The 17,812-nt window shown below is 37.5% G+C and carries 16 protein-coding genes, 1 other RNA gene and 1 pseudogene; 10 read left to right on the forward strand and 8 right to left on the reverse strand.

The window, feature by feature from the left end; genetic code table 11:
* Positions 1-86 precede the first annotated feature (86 nt).
* The 5 genes from HDT10_RS03280 to HDT10_RS03300 all read right to left on the reverse strand — a co-directional run bounded on the left by HDT10_RS03280 (position 87) and on the right by HDT10_RS03300 (position 7,024).
* Positions 87-878: a pseudouridine synthase gene (locus HDT10_RS03280; RefSeq protein ID WP_290879962.1), complete on the reverse strand. Its 792-nt coding sequence runs from the start codon at positions 876-878 to the stop codon at positions 87-89.
* A 1-nt stretch (position 879) separates the two neighbouring features.
* Positions 880-1,245, reverse strand: a complete 366-nt coding sequence (locus tag HDT10_RS03285; protein ID WP_290879964.1) for a translation initiation factor — start codon at positions 1,243-1,245, stop codon at positions 880-882.
* Complete coding sequence (dnaE, locus tag HDT10_RS03290) at positions 1,233-4,727, reverse strand: DNA polymerase III subunit alpha (protein ID WP_290879966.1); 3,495 nt, start codon at positions 4,725-4,727, stop codon at positions 1,233-1,235. The genes HDT10_RS03285 and dnaE overlap by 13 nt, the downstream gene beginning before the upstream one ends.
* Before the next feature lie 129 nt (positions 4,728-4,856).
* Positions 4,857-5,696 carry a cysteine ABC transporter substrate-binding protein gene (locus HDT10_RS03295; protein WP_290879968.1) on the reverse strand — a complete coding sequence of 280 codons (840 nt, stop codon included), beginning with the start codon at positions 5,694-5,696 and terminating at the stop codon, positions 4,857-4,859.
* Between the two features lie 155 nt (positions 5,697-5,851).
* Entirely contained in the window at positions 5,852-7,024 is a 1,173-nt protein-coding gene (locus HDT10_RS03300) for a pyridoxal phosphate-dependent aminotransferase (protein ID WP_290879971.1), read from the reverse strand.
* Between the two features lie 296 nt (positions 7,025-7,320).
* Here HDT10_RS03300 and groES point away from each other — a divergent pair, with 296 nt between their 5' ends.
* The 8 genes from groES (at position 7,321) to cutA (ending at position 13,984) form a co-directional block, all read left to right on the forward strand.
* Positions 7,321-7,581 (forward strand): co-chaperone GroES, encoded by a 261-nt coding sequence (gene groES, locus HDT10_RS03305; protein ID WP_290879973.1) that lies wholly within the window; start codon positions 7,321-7,323, stop codon positions 7,579-7,581.
* A gap of 26 nt (positions 7,582-7,607) precedes the next feature.
* Complete coding sequence (gene groL, locus HDT10_RS03310; protein WP_290879974.1) at positions 7,608-9,248, forward strand: chaperonin GroEL; 1,641 nt, start codon at positions 7,608-7,610, stop codon at positions 9,246-9,248.
* A gap of 249 nt (positions 9,249-9,497) precedes the next feature.
* Positions 9,498-11,237 (forward strand): M3 family oligoendopeptidase, encoded by a 1,740-nt coding sequence (locus tag HDT10_RS03315; protein WP_290879977.1) that lies wholly within the window; start codon positions 9,498-9,500, stop codon positions 11,235-11,237.
* 9 nt (positions 11,238-11,246) lie between these two features.
* Positions 11,247-11,720, forward strand: a complete 474-nt coding sequence (locus tag HDT10_RS03320; protein WP_290879979.1) for a hypothetical protein — start codon at positions 11,247-11,249, stop codon at positions 11,718-11,720.
* Between the two features lie 43 nt (positions 11,721-11,763).
* The gene (locus HDT10_RS03325; protein ID WP_290879982.1) at positions 11,764-12,516 is read left to right on the forward strand and encodes a DUF5644 domain-containing protein; all 753 of its coding nucleotides are present in this window, start codon (positions 11,764-11,766) and stop codon (positions 12,514-12,516) included.
* A gap of 9 nt (positions 12,517-12,525) precedes the next feature.
* Complete coding sequence (locus HDT10_RS03330) at positions 12,526-13,347, forward strand: hypothetical protein (RefSeq protein WP_290879983.1); 822 nt, start codon at positions 12,526-12,528, stop codon at positions 13,345-13,347.
* Positions 13,348-13,356: 9 nt separating this feature from the next.
* Positions 13,357-13,641 (forward strand): hypothetical protein, encoded by a 285-nt coding sequence (locus tag HDT10_RS03335; protein ID WP_290879984.1) that lies wholly within the window; start codon positions 13,357-13,359, stop codon positions 13,639-13,641.
* On the forward strand, positions 13,634-13,984 hold the full coding sequence (gene cutA, locus HDT10_RS03340) for a divalent-cation tolerance protein CutA (RefSeq protein WP_290879986.1): 351 nt from the start codon (positions 13,634-13,636) through the stop codon (positions 13,982-13,984). Before HDT10_RS03335 ends, cutA begins: the two co-directional genes overlap by 8 nt.
* 52 nt (positions 13,985-14,036) lie before the next feature.
* Here the strand turns inward: cutA and ssrA are convergent.
* Together ssrA and HDT10_RS03350 are read right to left on the reverse strand one after the other, a co-directional pair.
* Positions 14,037-14,405: a transfer-messenger RNA gene (gene ssrA, locus HDT10_RS03345) on the reverse strand.
* Positions 14,406-14,497: 92 nt separating this feature from the next.
* On the reverse strand, positions 14,498-15,424 hold the full coding sequence (locus tag HDT10_RS03350) for a radical SAM protein (protein WP_290879989.1): 927 nt from the start codon (positions 15,422-15,424) through the stop codon (positions 14,498-14,500).
* 49 nt (positions 15,425-15,473) lie between these two features.
* On the opposite strand from HDT10_RS03350, the gene panB reads away from it, so the two are divergent.
* Both panB and ruvB read left to right on the forward strand, forming a co-directional pair.
* Positions 15,474-16,280, forward strand: coding sequence for a 3-methyl-2-oxobutanoate hydroxymethyltransferase (panB, locus tag HDT10_RS03355; protein ID WP_290879992.1), 807 nt, complete (start codon positions 15,474-15,476; stop codon positions 16,278-16,280).
* 8 nt (positions 16,281-16,288) lie between these two features.
* Positions 16,289-17,290, forward strand: coding sequence for a Holliday junction branch migration DNA helicase RuvB (gene ruvB / locus HDT10_RS03360; RefSeq protein WP_290879994.1), 1,002 nt, complete (start codon positions 16,289-16,291; stop codon positions 17,288-17,290).
* Between the two features lie 63 nt (positions 17,291-17,353).
* Here ruvB and HDT10_RS03365 read toward each other — a convergent pair.
* Positions 17,354-17,812: pseudogene (locus HDT10_RS03365) on the reverse strand (hypothetical protein); the annotation flags it as partial.

Here is a 17,812-nt window from a genome sequence, read left to right on the forward strand (position 1 = left end):
CCCCACTATTTTATTAAAAGAAATCATACAAAGCCCAAGCTTGTAAGCCAAGTGGTTTTGGATTCTCTCTTTGGCGGAATAGGGATTCATTTTGTCTCCTTTGGCTTGTTCTGTGGATTTTGGGATTCTATCTCTCTTAAGAATGCGTGGAGTTTGTTGTATTCTTTGCGCTCTAGGAATCTCACCTTTTGCGTTGGGAGATTGTTTAGATGCACGAATCCATACGCAATGCGCTTCAAATCTAATACCTCTAGTCCAAAATGTGCGAAAAATCGGCGAAGTTCTCGGTTTTTCCCCTCTGTAATTGCCACTTTAATTTTGGAGTATTTTGGAGTATTTTTAATACAAGTATAACTCGCAAAGGGGGCGAAATCCATTGATTTAATCTTGCTTTTATGGTGTGCGCCTGCACTTGCATCGCTTAGGCTTAAACCCGATTCCATTGCGTCAAAGACATTCTCTGTAATTTTGCCTGATAATTTGAGCAGATAGACGCGCTCTAAATTGCTTTCCATAAGGGCGCGCGCAATTTTAACATTATCGCTAAGCAAGAGTAATCCCTCACTAGCGAAGTCTAGTCTCCCCACAGGTGTAAAATGCGCAAATCGTTTGGGGAGGGAATCAAAAATCACGCGTCTTTCGCGATTGTCTTTTTTGCTTACAAGTTCGCCTTTGGGTTTGTTATAGACAATCAGTGTGTATGCGTCTTGCGTTTTTAACAATTTGCCATTAAGATAGACTTTTGTATTCTCTTGCACTTGATAGGAGAAGTCTGTGATGATTACGTGTTGGATACTCACCTTGCCTTCAAGGATTAGTTTATCCGCCTCGCGTCTTGAATATTTGGAATGGTGTGCAATGTATTGATTGAGTCTCATTTTATTTCTTGAATCTAAATTTTCGTTCTTTGAGGAAGTTTTTAAGGTTTTCTTTGTGCTTGCCTTGCAAGACAAGAGAGATTCCATTGTCTTTTTCCTCTAGTTTTCCTCCGCTTGCAAAATGTTTTTTTGCTTGTTTTAGAATCTCTTGCATTTCCTCTTTGCTTTGATAGAAAATCCCGCAACGCGTAATGTCTTTGCCTCCTGCTTTTTCCTCGTTAATGCTTAAAAAATAAGAATCTCTTTCTTTGAGAGTGATTGCTTTTTTGCAAATGCACGCACTTTTTAGTTCTCCGCATTTTTTGCATAAGGTATCTAGTGCGTCTTCAAATTTCGCACCAATGGTGAGGCTTTCTAGTTTTGCCATTGGAGTCCGCTCAATTCCTCTTTGATTTCGCTATGCACAGACAAGGCACTAATCATCTCTAATTCTTGCGTTTGTGTTCTAAAGAGAATCCTAAGTTCGCGTTTGCCTTGATGTCGCAGTGCAGCGTCTTTTAAAAGACGCAGAATGTTTGCATCAGTATGTGCGTCTAGCACGAGTGTCAGAGGTTCGCTAATGTCTGTCTTTTGAATCGTGAAATTTACCTTTTCTTTTTGTGCTTCTGCTAAAGTTAAGACTTTTTCCGCCTTTAATTTTTTGGTTTCATCTTGTTCTTGCACGAGGCATTTTACTGCAATGGGTGCTTCTTTATTCTCCCTTTCTTCAAGCTGTTTTAGGGTTTGCTCAAAAATAGTTAATTCCACACTGCCGTACAAATCTTGCAGCTTTAAGATTCCATAACGTTTGCCTGTTTTTGAAAACTTACTAATAATGTCTTCTACCTTTCCCACAATCAAAATATGGCTGTTTTCTGCAATGTCTTTGATTTGGTTTGTGGAAGTGCAATCAATAGATTTGAAGATTTCTTTGTATTCGTCTAAAGGGTGTCCTGAAGCATAGAATCCCAAACTTTCTTTTTCAAATTCCAAGATTTGTTTTTGGCTAAATTCTTCATAATGTTCCAAATCAATATGGATTGCGGTTAGTTCCTCATCATCGCCAAAAAGCGAATTTTCCGCTTCTTTTTTGGCGTTTTGTGCTGCTTTTGCGGCTTCTGTTAGGGATTCTATTTGCTCTAAGAGAGATTTGCGTGTGTGGTTGAAACAATCCATTGCACCACTTTTGATGAACGCTTCCAATGCTTTTTTATTGACTTTTTGCGGGTCAATGCGTCCCAAGAAATCTTCTAAGTCTTTAAAATCTCCATTGGTTTTGCGCTCATCTAAAATAATGTTGATAGCGACTTCTCCCGCTCCTTTAATCGCTCCAAGTCCAAACAAAATACAACTTTCTCCTTTAATGTCCGCAACACTAAATTCTAATTCTGATTTTTGAAGATTGGGAGGAAGCACTTTAATGCCCATTTGATTGGCTTCTTCAATGTATTCTACGATTTTATCTGTATCGTTTTTTTCTGAAGTAAGCAGTGCCGCCATAAATTCTCTAGGATAATAAGTTTTTAAATAGGCTGTTTCAAAAGTTACCATTGCATAGGCGGCAGAGTGGGATTTGTTGAATCCATAACCTGCGAATTTAACAATGAGTTCCCATAGCTCCTCTGCTTTTGTCTTATCAAATCCTTGTGCAACTGCGCCATCGGCAAATTTGCTTTTATTATCCGCCATAATTTTTGCGTCTTTTTTCCCCATTGCGCGGCGGATAAGGTCTGCTCCTCCTAGACTAAAACCACCAATTCTTTGCACGATTTGCATTACTTGTTCTTGATAAACAATCGTGCCATAAGTGGGGCGCAAGATAGGTTCTAATTCGGGAAACATATAAATAATTGGTGCTTTTCCGTGTTTTCTATCAATAAAATCACTGACCATTCCAGATTCTAACGGACCCGGACGCCCCAATGCAATAATCGCAATAATATCTTCAAAAGTGCTTGGGCGCATTCGTTTGTTAATCCCTTGAAACATACTAGATTCTATTTGAAAAACCCCCAGAGTATTGCCGCTTTGTAGAGTTTCATAGACTTTTTTATCATCTACATCTACATTTAAAAAGTCTATCTCCTTGCCATAATTTTGCTTGATGAGCTTGAGCGCATTATCAATCAGAGTAAGGGTTTTCAAGCCCAAAAAGTCAAATTTAATCAAATCCACATCTTCAAGATATTTCATAGAATATTGTGTCGCAATGATTCCGTCTCGTTGTGAGCGATAAAGCGGGGCTTTGTGCCATAGCTCTTGTTTGGAATCAATCACAACTGCCGCCGCGTGTGTGCCGGGATTCCGCTTCGTGTTTTCTAAAATCAATGCAAATTCCCATACTTTTTTGGCAAGCGGATTGGTGGCGAGGAGTTCGGCGATTTTTGCTTCTTTATTGTAAGCATCTTCAAGCGTGATTTCTAGCTCTTTGGGAATCAGTTTCGCAAATGCGTCTGCCTCACCATAAGGCATTCCCATTACGCGCGCGACATCGCGAATCACAGCTTTTGCTTTCATCATACCAAAGGTAATGACTTGTGCGACATTATGACGTCCATATTTTTCTGTAACATAGTCTAAAATCTCTCCCCGCCGACTTTGGCAAAAGTCCATATCAATATCGGGCATACTGACGCGTTCGGGATTGAGGAATCTCTCAAAGAGCAAATCGTATTTCATTGGGTCAATATTGGTAATTTCCAAACAAAATGCAACCAAGCTTCCCGCTGCACTTCCACGACCGGGACCGACAGGGATTCCACGTTCTTTCGCTGCACGCACGAAATCCCAAACAATCAGCATATAGCCGGGAAATTTCATTTTATTGATGATTTCAATCTCTCTTTCTAGTCGCTCTTTGTATTCTTGATGACGACTAGAATCCACATTGGCAAGACGTTTTTCCAAGCCTTGACGACATTTGTAAGTGAAGTATTCGCTATCTTGTGTGAAGTCTAATCCCTCTGCCTGTGCATATTCTTGCGTGAATTTGAAGCTAGGAGGTGTCGGGTCGCCCAAATGAAGCTCCAAATCGCATTTGTTTGCAATCTCTTGCGTGTTTTCAAGGGCTTCTGGCAAATCCGCATAGAGTTCTGCCATTTGTGCAGGGGTTTTAATATAAAACTCTTGCACGGTGTGGTGCATACGATTGGGGTCGTTGAAGTCTTTTCCAAATCCGATACAAAATGCAACTTCTTGTGCGGTAGAATCGCCTTTATAGGTGTAGTGTGTGTCATTGGTTGCAATGATTTTAATGCCTGTTTCTTGGGATAATTTAAGGAGTTGGTTATCAATGAGTTGTTGTTCTTGGATTCCGTGTCGCATCAATTCTAAATAAAAATCCTCGCCAAAAATCTCTTTATATTCAAGCGCGACTTCTTTTGCTCGTTCATAACCCTTGCGCCCTTTGTTGTCGTCTTTTTTAAGGTTAAGATGCCATTGCACTTCGCCATTGAGACAAGCACTGCTGCAAATCAATCCCGCGCTATGCTCTCGTAGCATTTTTTTGCTAATACGCGGTTTCATATGGAATCCATAAAGGCAAGCCTGCGAGCTTAGAAACATAAGATTCTTATAACCCTCTAGGTTTTTGGCATAGAGACACAAATGGAATCGCTGATTGTTTTTGTCGCTGATTTCTTCTGCGTTATGCAAATAAGCTTCCATACCTAAAATAGGCTTAATCCCCTCCGCTTTCATTGCTTTATAAAATTCAATTGCACCAAACATATTTCCGTGGTCGGTAATTGCCACACTCTCCATACCATATTCTTTGATTTTTTTGGCTAGAGTTTTGATTTTGTTCAATCCATCAAGCAAAGAATATTCGGTATGCAAATGCAAATGTGTAAATTTTGGTGTTTGACTCATTATCTGCCTTTGTGAGATATTTTAATCTGCGATTCTAGCTTATAAATACTAATAGAGTGATTAAGTTTTGTTGAATGTAGGAAATAAGATATTCTAAGAATCCCTAAGGATTCTTAGGGATTTGGAGAATTATTTGGCAATTAGCACAGCTTCTCTTTGGTCTTCTCCATAAATAGGAGCGAGTGTTTTGGCGTAAGCTTCTTGCATAAAGCCATTTTCGTTTAATGTTTTTATCTCGTGATTTAACCATTCTAGCAATGCTTTATCGCCTTTTTTGACCGCTGGAGCAATCACATCTTCCTCGCCTAACTTTCCGATTCCAACTTCAAATCCGGGATTTTCTTGTGCCCACGCAAAAACAAGCAAATTGTCGTGTGCTAATGCTACACCTCTGCCGTCCTTAAGAGCCAAGAATGCTTCTGTGTTTTGGTCGTATTTTAAAAGCTCAATTTCAGGGTGATTTTTCGTGAAGTAAAAATCCGCAGTTGTGCCTTTGTTGATGATGAGTTTTTTGCCCTTTAAGTCTTCTACGCTTTGAATCTCACCATTTTTTGACACAACACCAAGAGCAACTTTCATATAAGGTGTTGCGAAATCCACCATTTCTTCTCTTTCTCTTGTTTGTGTGAAGTTTGCCATAATAATATCTACTTTGCTGCTTTTTAGAAATTCTACACGACTTGCTGCTTCTACTAGCTCAAACTTGACTTTACTAGAATCTCCCAAAAGGTCTTGAGCAATTTTGCGTGAAATATAGACATCAAATCCATCATTTTCTCCTTTATCATTGATAAATCCAAAGGGCGGTTTATCGCTGAAAACACCAATCGTAACGACTCCCTTTTGCTTAATGGATTCTAAGCCATTGGCAGTCTTTTCTCCATTTGTATTATTTCCACAACCTATAAGCAATGCCCCAAAAGCAAAGGCGAAAAGGGTTAAAAATAGCCTTGAAAACAACTTTTTCATTGATTTTCCTTAAAAATTAATTTGCAAAAATGCAGTGGAATTTTAACAATAAAACCTTAAATTACATATTGTATTATGGAATTTAAGGTTTTAAAATTAAGGATTCCTTACGAAATTATCGCAAGGATAATTGCAGAATCTTAAAATAAGCAAACCTAATGTTTTTCGCAGTAGTTTTTGATTCTTTCAATGCCTTTTGCAATACTTTCTAAATCTGTGGCAAAGGAGAATCTGAAATATCCGTCCATTCCGAAGCCAATGCCCGGCACGACAGCCACACCCACATTTTCTAATAAATCTTTGCAAAACTGCATAGAATCTTTAGAGATTTCTGCACAATGGACAAAGAGATAGAATGCCCCATCGGGTTTGCTAACCTTTAAGCCTTGAATCGCATTGAGTTTTTCGCAAGCAAAATCTCTTCGTTCCTTAAAGGCTTGGCGCATTCTTTCAATGTCTTTATCTGCACTGCCATCAAGCCCTGCAATTGCGGCTTTTTGAGTGATAGAGTTAATGTTAGAAAGAGATTGGCTCTGAAAGTCATTAATGAGTTTGCAGAGTTTTTGGTCTTTGCTCGCAAGATAGCCCATACGCCACCCCGTCATTGCAACCGCCTTGCTAAGCCCATTAATCGTAATAGTGCGCTCACACATATCTTGACTAATGCTAGCAGGAGAAACAAATGTGCCATCGTAGATTAGTTTTTCATAAATTTCATCGCTAAGCACCCAAACATTTGTGTCTTTCAATACCGAAGCAATCTCTTCTAGTTCGGTTTTAGAATATACCATTCCGGTAGGATTAGAGGGTGTCGTGAGGACTAGCATTTTGGTTTTAGGAGTAATGGCTTGTTTGAGTTGTTCTTTTGTGATTTTGAAATGATTTTCTTGTGTGGTTTGGATAAAAACATTCTTTCCATTACTGAAAGTAACAAGTTCAGGATAGGTTACCCAATAAGGACAAGGAATAATCACTTCATCATCTTTTTCGATTAGGGCTTGAAAGACATTGAAAAGTGAGTGTTTCGCACCGCTATTGACAATGATTTCTTTTGTAGAATATTCTAAGTTGTTGTCCCGTTTGAGTTTCTCGCTAATGGCGTTTAATAATTCCGGGATTCCAGCCACAGCAGTGTATTTGGTAAAACCCTCATTGATAGCTTTGATTGCTGCGTCTTTCACAACTTGAGGTGTATCAAAATCTGGCTCACCCGCAGAGAAAGAAAGAATGTCTTTTCCTTGAGATTTTAGCTCTCTTGCGAGTGTGCTAATCGCAATGGTAATAGATTCGGATAATTTAGTGATTCTGCCTGCATAATGTGCCTGCATATAAGCTCCTTCTTATAGATTTAAGCGCAATAATAATCTACTTTTATTAAAAATTATATAAAATTGAATGTGCGCATTAGCTTTGGAATCCATTAAGAAATACTTGAGGGATTCAAAGTTAAAAAATGGGGATAATAAATTTAGGATAAATACAATATTTAGTAATAATGACTAATTAATATTTAGTCTAATAGACTAATATTTAATGAATATTTTTACTAAATGTATTGACAAGTCAAAGTTTTTGCATTATAATTCCGCCCATTAAAAATTATATTTTTTTGGAGGTAATTCTTATGAATTTCAAACCACTTGGAGAAAGAGTTCTAGTAGAAAGACTAGAAGAAGACACAAAAACCGCTTCAGGTATTATTATCCCTGATAATGCAAAAGAAAAACCACTTGAGGGCGTTGTCCAAGCAATTGGCAATGAGGTAAAAGAAGTGAAAGTGGGCGATAAAGTTGTTTTTGGCAAATATTCTGGAACTGAAGTTAAAATTGACGGAAAAGAATATTTGATTTTAAAACTTGAAGATGTTTTAGGCATTAGAGCTTAATTAAATATAAACTTAAGGAGATAAAAATGGCAAGTAAAGAAATTAATTTTTCAGATAGTGCAAGAAATAGATTATATGAAGGCGTAAAACAACTCAATGACGCAGTAAAAGTAACAATGGGACCAAGAGGACGCAATGTTTTAATTCAAAAAAGCTTTGGAGCACCAAATATTACAAAAGATGGTGTTTCTGTCGCAAAAGAAATTGAACTTGCAGACCCTATTGCAAATATGGGAGCACAACTCGTTAAAGAAGTCGCAAGCAAAACTGCAGATGCAGCAGGAGATGGGACAACAACCGCAACAGTGCTTGCTTATAGCATTTTTAAAGAGGGATTGCGAAACATTACTGCTGGTGCGAATCCTGTGCAAGTAAAACGTGGAATGGATAAAGCAGCCGAAGCAATCACAGAAGAGTTAAGAAAAATCTCTAAGCCTGTTGCGGGCAAAAAGGAAATTGCGCAAGTCGCGACAATCTCCGCAAATTCCGATTCTAAAGTCGGTGAATTGATTGCAGAAGCAATGGAAAAAGTTGGCAAAGATGGCGTAATTACCGTGGAGGAAGCTAAAGGAATCAACGATGAGTTAAGCGTGGTAGAGGGAATGCAATTTGATAGAGGCTACCTTAGCCCATATTTCGTAACCAATAGCGATAAAATGGAAGCAGAGCTAGAGCATCCTTATGTTTTATTGACAGACAAAAAAATTACTTCTATGAAAGATATTCTTCCGCTTTTGGAATCCACAATGAAAAGTGGCAAACCTTTACTTATCATTGCAGAAGACATTGAGGGAGAGGCATTGACAACTTTGGTTGTGAATAAATTGCGCGGCGTGCTTAATGTTGCTGCGGTTAAAGCTCCGGGATTTGGTGATAGAAGAAAAGAAATGTTAAAAGACATTGCGACTTTAACAGGTGGCGAGGTAATTAGCGAAGAGCTAGGCAAAACACTTGAGGCTGCAACCATTGATGATTTGGGGCAAGCTACTAGAATTGTCATTGATAAAGACAATACAACTATCGTAGATGGTGCAGGGCAAAAAGAAGCAGTCAATGCAAGAATCGCACAGATTAAAACTCAAATCCAAAGCACAACAAGTGATTATGATAGAGAAAAACTACAAGAAAGACTTGCAAAACTTAGCGGTGGTGTAGCGGTGATTAAAGTCGGTGCGGCAAGCGAAGTAGAAATGAAAGAGAAAAAAGACCGCGTAGATGATGCGTTGAGTGCGACTAAAGCGGCAGTGGAAGAGGGAATTATCATCGGTGGAGGTGCAGCACTTGTCCGTGCAGCAGCGAAAGTAAGCTTGAAGCTTGAGGGTGATGAGAAAATCGGTTATGAAATCATTAAACGTGCAATTTCTGCACCGATTAAACAAATCGCAACGAATGCAGGATTTGATGACGGTGTTGTCGTGAATAATGTAGAAAAAGATTCCAATATCAATCACGGATTTGACGCTTCTAATGGAACTTATGTAGATATGTTTGAAGCCGGAATTATTGACCCTTTAAAGGTTGCTAGAATCGCATTGCAAAATGCAGTTTCTGTCTCTAGTTTATTGCTCACCACAGAAGCCACAGTGCATGAAATCAAAGAAGATAAACCCGCAATGCCAGATATGAGTGGTATGGGCGGAATGGGAGGTATGGGCGGAATGATGTAATTCCCCCTTGCTTTAGTTTAAAAAGTTTTGTTACGCATTGCTTTCTTGCTCTTTTAGGAGGCAATGCAACAAAGCAAATTTATAATTTTGCTAGTCATTGCGATAAAATAATCCAATCTCTTTGATAATAAACTTCGTAGCTAATCTGCCTCTCCATTTAAAACTTTAAAAATCTTGAATCTAAAATCAACAATTAAGCGGGATTTATTGTAGAATATCATCTTTTAATTAAAGTAATAAGGTTATGTTATGGAATCTAAAGATTTATGGGACTTAAAGCCACTTTTTAGCAATGACGAATCTTTGCAAGACGCAATTACGCAAAGCAAGGAAGAGGCAAAAGCATTTGAACAATCTTACAAAGACAATCTTTCTACACTTACCGCAGAATCTTTTAATGAAGCGATAAAAACCTATGAGAGAATTTGTGAAAATCTTTCACGCATTATGACTTATGCTTTTTTGCGCTTTGCTTCCAACACAAAAGAGGGAGCATTTTATGCAAATTGTGAAATGCAAGTCAATAGCGCACAGGAATCTCTCTTGTTTTTTGACTTGGAATTTAATGCACTTAGCGAGACCAAGCGACAAGAGTTTATCCAATATTCAAAGGAATACGCTTATTATTTGGAGCTTTTGAGCAAGGATTCTAAACACCAATTAAGCTTGAAAGAAGAAAAGATTTTATTAAAAACACAGCCTGTGGGTGTAGATAGTTTCAAGCGTCTGTTTGATGAGCATTTGAGTCGTTTGCGATTCAAAATTACTCTCAATGGCAACCCAAAGGAAGTTGGTGAAGAAGAGGTTTTGAGCTTATTGTATGACAAAGAAAGAGAAGTGCGTAAAATGGCGCAAGAATCCCTAAGCAAGGGGCTAGAACAGAATCTTGATTTGTTAGCCTATATCTATAATGTCGTGCGCAAAGATTTGAAAATCACGACCAATTTAAGAAATTATGCGAGTTTAGAGGAATCACGTCATTTAGATAATCAAACGACACAAAAAAGTGTGGATTCTATGGTAAAAACTATCAATGAGAATGTTGGAATCGTAGAGGAATATTATACGCTTAAGGCTAAGATGTTGGGACTTGAGACACTTTATGATTATGACAGATATGCGCCTATTGCTTGTGGTGAGGAAATAGAATTTACTTATCAAGATTCCAAAGAGATTGTATTGGAGACTTTCAAAGAGTTTTCACCCAAATTTCATAGAATCGCAAATCGTGCATTTGAGGAGGGTTGGGTAGATTCTCACCCTAGAGAAAATAAACGCGGAGGGGCTTTTAGTCATAGTGCCGTGCCGAGCGTGCATCCTTATTTAATGCTTAATTATACCAATCGTAGAAGAGATGCCTTTACAATGGCGCACGAGCTAGGACACACAATCCATCAAACCCTATCCTATAAAGTAGGCTATCTTAATGCGGATACTCCTTTGACGACTGCAGAAACTGCTTCGGTGTTTGCGGAAATGTTGCTTTTTGAAAAAATGAAAGCAAATTTGAATCGCGAACAAAAAATTGAATTGTATGCAGGCAAATTAGAAGATGTGTTTGCGACACTTTTTCGTCAAAATGTTTTTACGAATTTTGAACGGCTAGTGCATAGCAAAGAGGGCGAATTGGACAAAGAGGAGTTTAGCACACTTTGGCAGCAAGAAAATCAAAAAATGTTTGGTAAGAGCGTGATTCTAACTTCAAATTATCGTCTTTGGTGGTCTTACATTCCGCACTTTATTCATACGCCTTTTTATTGTTATGCGTATAGTTATGGGCAGCTTTTGGTTTTTGCACTTTTTGGTGTTTATCGTCTCAAACCTTCTGAATTTGTTGCAAAATACGAAGAGTTTTTGAGTCTTGGCGGGAGTAAATCCCCTAAAGATTTGGTGGGAATTTTTGGTTTGGATATTGAAAGTGATGATTTTTGGCAGATTGGTATCAATGAAGTTAAGTTATTATTAGAGGGATTAAAGGCGATTTTATAAGGAGGTGTGATGAAAAGTTTGTTAAAAGACAAAAAGTTTCAAGAATTATTAAAGGGGCATTGCGCGGCAGTGTTAGAATATTTAATTCATAAAAAAATCAACTTTTCTATTGTATGCAATGTGAAACGCGTGAAATTTGAACCTGAACTCCCAGAATCCATTAGAGGTTCTTTTAGTGATTTGACGGTCTTTATTCTTGCGGGATATACTTTTGAAAGCTTGGAAGTGGATTCTAAAAATCTCTATTTTGAAGCGGGATTCGGTGAGGAAAATTTGGGCAGTTTTGTAACAACGCCACTAGATTCTATTGTGCAGATTTTGCTACCCAATGTAGAGGATTTGCACGCAGATTTTTGCGTATATATAAATCTTTTTGCAACATTAATAGGGACAGAATACGATAAAAATGGAGAAGAAGAAGGCATTAATAGTTCAATGAAAGCCCTTTTAGCAAATCCAAAAAATAAAAGGTTTAAAAAATAATTTGCTATACTTCAAAATTTAGTGATTTGCAATGGGAGAACAGATGAACAAAAAAATTAGTTTAGAATTATTCCGATTTGATATAAAAACGGATTATTTACCTTATTTTGCAAAGCTGATTATAAAAATTAATCCACAAAAGTCCCTATTAGATTTGCTCGCAATGATTCAAGAGAATGTGCTAGAGTATGGTTATAATGCGTATGGGTTTAAGATTAATGGAGTGGTGGTATTTGATTTTAGCCTCAAGATAGAAGACTTAATTAAAAATTTTGGATTAGAGTGGAAAATAGAACCCCTCAATCCGCATTTGGCACTGAAAGATTTAATCATTGATGTCCAGCCATTTTTGCAAAAAATAGAATCCTTAAAGAGTGTCGGACTTGATGAATTGGCGCAAGAGGAAGTGCAGAGTGTGCTAAAAGACGCGGAATTTAGAGGTTTAGAAGCGTTAGATACAGAAACACAAAGCATTGAAGATGCCTTTTTGCTCTCTTTCCTGCCTTTTGCTTATGCAACGCCTCTAAGCGTTGAAAATCCAGAATATTTAGGCGAGGCATATTTTATTTTGGCTGCTTCTTTGTATGCAAAGCACAAAACCCAAGAAATTTTAGAGGCTGTTTGCGAGTTAGAAAATGGAATCTTGAATGCACAGAGTTTGCAAACTTATCTTTTCCCGCAAAATACAAAGTTTGACGCGTGCATTAATGAGTTAAAGAGAATTGTTTTTGAAATGAGTGAAAATTCTAAAATTCAATCTTTCAAATCAAAACTGCTCAAAAAAGTTAATTTTTAAGGATAGGAAATGGAATCTTTTATTTTATTGCACAATGATTTATATCCCAAATCCGCACATATTCTAATGCAAAACTTCAAAATGCTTTTAGAGAAATTACAAATTCCAATTGAAAAATCCCAAACTATTACGCTTGAACAGAAATTTTTACCTTTTATTGAGAGGGTGAAGTATTATAAAAAACTACTCCTTTTACTTTTAGAGGCACAGAGGGAGAATCACAAAATACTTCTTTGTGATTCGCAAAGTTTATTAGAAGTTACGGATTTTTTTAAAGCCCTTTATGAAGAAACGGAATTGAGAGAATCCCTCATCAAAGAATGCGGTGTAGAGATTGATATTTTGAGTTTGGAAGATTGTTTTGTTTTTGTCCCAGAAATTGTGCTAGATGCGCTTAAAACTTGTCGCTTCAAACCTAGACGTTGGCAAGGATTCCGATGTGCTTTTATCGTAGATAGAAAACTTGAAAGATTGATTGTAGAATCTCAAATCATTACTCGCCTAGAAGACATTACAGGACTTAAGATTCTGCCATTTTTCAAAGAGAGTTATGCGTATTTGCTCCAAACAAATCCACAATTAGCCTATAAAATGGGGGCGGCAGATTATTATGAAATGGTAGATAGTGGTGTAGATTTTATTTTAACACCCAATATTGACAATTTTGAACTAATGGATAGAAATGCAATAGAGCTTAGAGATGCAAATGGGCGCGATGATTTGGAGATTCCATTATTGTTTATCCCCCAAGTGTTTTTAGCCCTTTTTGAGGAAACCACAAGCAATGTTTTGTGTTTTGGGGAGCATAGCATTCCTCCTAGAATGCTCTAAGAAGATAGAATGGTCATCGTGTTAAAGGTTGTCGTTTCGCTTGTGATTGCGATGATTTGGTATAAGCTTACTTCCAATCAAGAAACCGCTATTTTCTTTTTTGTGTTAATGCTTGTGATTTTTTTTATTCGTCCTATTGCATACCAAAGCCCAACCGAACGTCAAGAATATTTAGAAAAATTCAAACGTTCCAAAGAGCGTCAAATGAATTTAGAGAGAATGCGCCGAGATGAAAAGAAAAAATCCGTAGAAGAAAAGAAAAAAAGAATGGGCGTGAAAGATAAAGATGAATAAGAAGCGTGAAAAAAGTCGTTTAATGTTGCTTCAAACAACAACGACAAAGGCAAATGCAGAAGCTTTGGTGGAAGTAGCTTTGCTCTCTAAACTTAGTGCTTGCGTGCAACAAACTGATATTCAAAGCCATTATTTTTGGAATCAGCCAAAACAAGATTCCCTAGAAATTTGTAATGAAAATGAAATCTTGTTAAGTTTTAAGGTTTTTAAACGAGATTTTAAGGCTTTACGCAGGCTCATTTTGCAGCATCATTCTTATGAGATTCCAGAGATTATTGGCATTAAGCTATATCAAGTTTCTCAAGATTATAAAAAATGGTGCAAAGAAATGAGAAATGCTTAAAGAATCTTTTGCAAAATTTTAAGTATTTTTAAATTTTTAGAATGATAGCAAATGGTGGAGCTGTGGGGAATCAAACCCCAGTCCAAAAACAAAACCAACAATAGCCGATACACATGCTTGCTTGGATTTTGAATCTTTCTTGCAAACACCAACTTCCAAAAATAATGTTTCAAGGCAACCAAAAACTTAACTTAACATTTGGTAATGTAAAGCGCATCTAGCTTAGATGATGTCTTTGAAAAGTCGCTAGAATCCTTATTCAAAAACAGCTCCAAAGTAAATTAAACTTACGCAACTTTAGCGTAAGCGGGAGCGTAATTTGCGTTGTTTGCGTTTATATTTATGTGCTAGTTTTGCGACATAACACAAGTCGGCATGCAGCTAGAGCCATCTCATTCTTGTCGAAATTCAAGTCAGCCCCAAAAGAAGTTGCGATTCTATTGCAAAATAGATAAAATTTGCATTAAAGTGCGTGAAATGCAAATTCCAAAAGCACTATGCAAATGAAAATGTTTATTCTAAATATTCCGAAATTACCTTTTTAGAAGTTCTCCATTCTCCTATGTATTGCCATTGCATCGTATCACAATAGCGACAAAATGGAATCGGACGCGCTAAAAACTCTAAAATCTCTCTATAAGTTGTATTATCATTTAAAGTAATGTAGTCTAACGCATTGACTTGTAAATTTTGGTTGAATTTTTTATTAAAATGTTCAATATGCGCAGAAAAAGAGCAGTGATAGATTCTACCATTTTTAAGCTGCACACAATCGCACATTTGGCAGTTTAAATAGCTAATAAACGGATCATTTGTTCCTTTGGGATTTAGGACATTTTTCATACTTTCTTTTTTGCTATCGCCATTATAGAAATGAAACGGAATCTCATATTGCTTACAAAGCTGCTCCACTCTTTCCCAATCTACTTTAATAGGGTATTTGGTGGGAGAAATGTGAATCGCATTTGCTTTGCATTCTTGCCAAAAGCTTTCGTCTTGTTTGGGTAATAAAATCCCATTGGTTACCAAAATAATTTGGGATTCTGGAAAAGCTTTGCGCGTAATGGAGAAAAAGTCTTTGCAGTTTGGATTCAAAAGAGGTTCGCCTCCAAGCAACATAATGCGTCTAATCAATCCCCCTGTGATTTTTGCTAAGAGTGTAATATCCTTTTCATAATCTTTTGGATTTAGGATTTGCGGTTCTGCAAGTTGAGAGAAATGGTCGCAACTAAAGCAGTTGAGATTACAATGTTCTGCTAAATTGATGTCTAGTTTTTTGATGAAAGGCTGCGGAGTGAGTTTCCTAAGATAGCCTACATATTTAGACTTCGCTCTTAAATTTCGTCTGTATCTTTGGAATTTTTGTTTTAGTTTAAGGATTAGTGGGGGGGGGTGATTTTCATCGTGTTTCCTCTGTAAAAAGTAGCAGAATTTTAGCACAAAATTTTATTTTATAGTAAAATATCGTATCTTAAAACAAGGATTCACAATGAGCACACAAACCATCATTCCATCCATTACAACCACACAGATTTTAAAGAAAAAGGGTGTAGAAAAAATTACTATGCTCACTGCCTATGATGCTTTAATGGCAAAAATCTTTGATGGCGAAGTGGATATGATTTTAGTAGGTGATAGTTTGCAAATGAGTTTTTTTGGCGAACAAGATACATTGAGCAGCACTTTGGATTCTATGATATATCACACAAAGGCAGTGTGCAATGGAGCAAAGCAAAGCTTGATTGTTTGTGATATGCCTTTTGGGAGCACAGCCACGCCTCATCTCGCATTGGAATCAGCGATTCGTGTCTATAAAGAGACGAAAGCTCAAGCGGTAAAATTAGAAGTGGGATTTGAAGGACTAAAAAGTATTGAAATGTTGGTGGGTAATGGAATCGCGGTAATGGCGCATATTGGTTTGAAACCACAATTTGTCCGCAGTGATGGAGGCTATAAGGTGCAAGGCAAGAGACAAGAGGATATGCAAGATTTAATCAATCTTGCGCAACAAATTGAGCAGAGTGGCGCATTTAGCATTTTATTGGAAGGAGTCAAAGCAGAAACCGCAAAACAACTTACGCAAAGCGTTAAGATTCCAGTCATTGGCATTGGGGCGGGAGTGGATGTAGATGGGCAGGTATTGGTATGGAGTGATGCCTTTGGATTTTTTGAGGAATTTAAGCCCAAATTTGTGCGCCAATATTTCAAAGGTGCAGAGTTGTTGCGTCAAAGCGTGCGCCAATATGTGCAAGAGGTAAAAAGTGGTGATTTTCCTAATCAGCAAGAGAGTTATTAAGGATAAGTTTGGAACGAATCGTAGAAATTGAAAAACTGACTTTAGAAAACGAAGAGGAAATCAAGCTTCGCCCCTCTTGCTGGGACGATTATATTGGACAAGAAAAACTAAAGCGGAATCTGCAAGTTTTTATCACAGCAGCAAAAATGCGGGGAGATGTGTTAGACCATCTTTTGCTCTTTGGTCCTCCCGGACTTGGAAAAACGACTTTGGCACATATTATTAGCAATCAAATGCAGACAGCCATTAAAGTAACTGCTGCTCCAATGATTGAAAAAGCAGGGGATTTGGCTGCGATTCTGACAAATTTGAGTGAGGGTGAAATCTTGTTTATAGATGAGGTTCATCGCCTAAGCCCTGCAATTGAAGAGATTTTATATCCCGCAATGGAAGACTTTAGGCTAGATATTATCATTGGTAGCGGACCTGCGGCGCAAACCGTGAAGATTGATTTACCGCGATTCACGCTCATTGGGGCGACAACGCGCGCAGGAATGATTAGTAATCCCTTGCGCGATAGATTTGGAATGCAGTTTCGTATGCAATTTTATGAGCAAGAAGAGTTGGCACGTATCGTGCAAATTGCGTCAGTAAAATTACAAAAGGAATGCTCTAAAGAGGGTGCATTAGAGATAGCCAAACGCTCACGTGGCACACCTAGAATCGCATTGAGATTATTAAAACGCGTGAGAGACTTTGCAGAAGTGGCACAAGAGGCAATTATCACGCAAGAGCGTACCCAATATGCGCTCAATGAGCTTGGCGTGAATGAATATGGGTTTGATGAATTGGATTTGCGTTTTTTAAAAATCATTTGTGAGAATCGCGGACGACCAATTGGGTTAAGCACCCTTGCGGCAGCAATGAGTGAAGATGAGGGAACGATTGAAGATGTGATTGAACCCTATTTGCTTGTAAATGGGTATTTAGAACGTACCGCGCGCGGGAGAATCGCGACACAAAAAACTTATGAATTATTTTCTTTTAGAGAAGTTGGGAGTTTGTTTTAAGTCTCTTGATAACGGAATAGAATCGCATAGAATGCGATTCTACAAAAGCAAGGAATTTGAAGTTTAATCAAGCAAGAATAATTCTAAAGGATATTTTTTGCCTAAGTCCTTGAGATCTAAATACGCACGCACTTTTAAAAATTCATTTTGAGGGTAGGTATTAAGAAGTTCCCTAGCTTCATCAATCATTTCTAGCTCTAAAAGCACATAAAAATATGCCATTTCTGCTAGCTCATCTTTATTAGAAAGGGTTTCAAATAGGCTAACCAAAGTCGCTGGCTCATAGCATTCTTTGAGCTTTTGGGCTAAGAGTAAATAATCTTCTTTGCTATATCCCACTTCCGCGCAGAGTTGCGCAATTTCTTCATTGCTGAAATCCATTTTTTTAGCATAACACATTCCAAGGATTTCATTGGCTAATTCTTTGTTGAATTTGATTTCACCAATATAATTTTTGATGGTTTTAGTTTCTCCAAGATTAAGCAGTTTTTTGAAAGCTTCGCGTTTATATTCTTCATCATA

Source organism: Helicobacter sp. (genome assembly GCF_014799995.1).
In the GTDB taxonomy this organism is placed as follows: domain Bacteria; phylum Campylobacterota; class Campylobacteria; order Campylobacterales; family Helicobacteraceae; genus Helicobacter_D.

Bases quoted from the DNA above. Each gene is read 5' to 3' on its own strand.
- groL (WP_290879974.1), top strand. From the start codon at position 7,608: ATGGCAAGTAAAGAAATTAATTTTTCAGATAGTGCAAGAAATAGATTA.
- HDT10_RS03295 (WP_290879968.1), bottom strand. From the start codon at position 5,696: ATGAAAAAGTTGTTTTCAAGGCTATTTTTAACCCTTTTCGCCTTTGCT.
- cutA (WP_290879986.1), top strand. From the start codon at position 13,634: ATGAATAAGAAGCGTGAAAAAAGTCGTTTAATGTTGCTTCAAACAACA.
- HDT10_RS03315 (WP_290879977.1), top strand. From the start codon at position 9,498: ATGGAATCTAAAGATTTATGGGACTTAAAGCCACTTTTTAGCAATGAC.
- HDT10_RS03280 (WP_290879962.1), bottom strand. From the start codon at position 878: ATGAGACTCAATCAATACATTGCACACCATTCCAAATATTCAAGACGC.
- HDT10_RS03325 (WP_290879982.1), top strand. From the start codon at position 11,764: ATGAACAAAAAAATTAGTTTAGAATTATTCCGATTTGATATAAAAACG.
- HDT10_RS03300 (WP_290879971.1), bottom strand. From the start codon at position 7,024: ATGCAGGCACATTATGCAGGCAGAATCACTAAATTATCCGAATCTATT.
- dnaE (WP_290879966.1), bottom strand. From the start codon at position 4,727: ATGAGTCAAACACCAAAATTTACACATTTGCATTTGCATACCGAATAT.
- HDT10_RS03320 (WP_290879979.1), top strand. From the start codon at position 11,247: ATGAAAAGTTTGTTAAAAGACAAAAAGTTTCAAGAATTATTAAAGGGG.
- HDT10_RS03330 (WP_290879983.1), top strand. From the start codon at position 12,526: ATGGAATCTTTTATTTTATTGCACAATGATTTATATCCCAAATCCGCA.
- HDT10_RS03285 (WP_290879964.1), bottom strand. From the start codon at position 1,245: ATGGCAAAACTAGAAAGCCTCACCATTGGTGCGAAATTTGAAGACGCA.
- HDT10_RS03335 (WP_290879984.1), top strand. From the start codon at position 13,357: ATGGTCATCGTGTTAAAGGTTGTCGTTTCGCTTGTGATTGCGATGATT.
- panB (WP_290879992.1), top strand. From the start codon at position 15,474: ATGAGCACACAAACCATCATTCCATCCATTACAACCACACAGATTTTA.
- groES (WP_290879973.1), top strand. From the start codon at position 7,321: ATGAATTTCAAACCACTTGGAGAAAGAGTTCTAGTAGAAAGACTAGAA.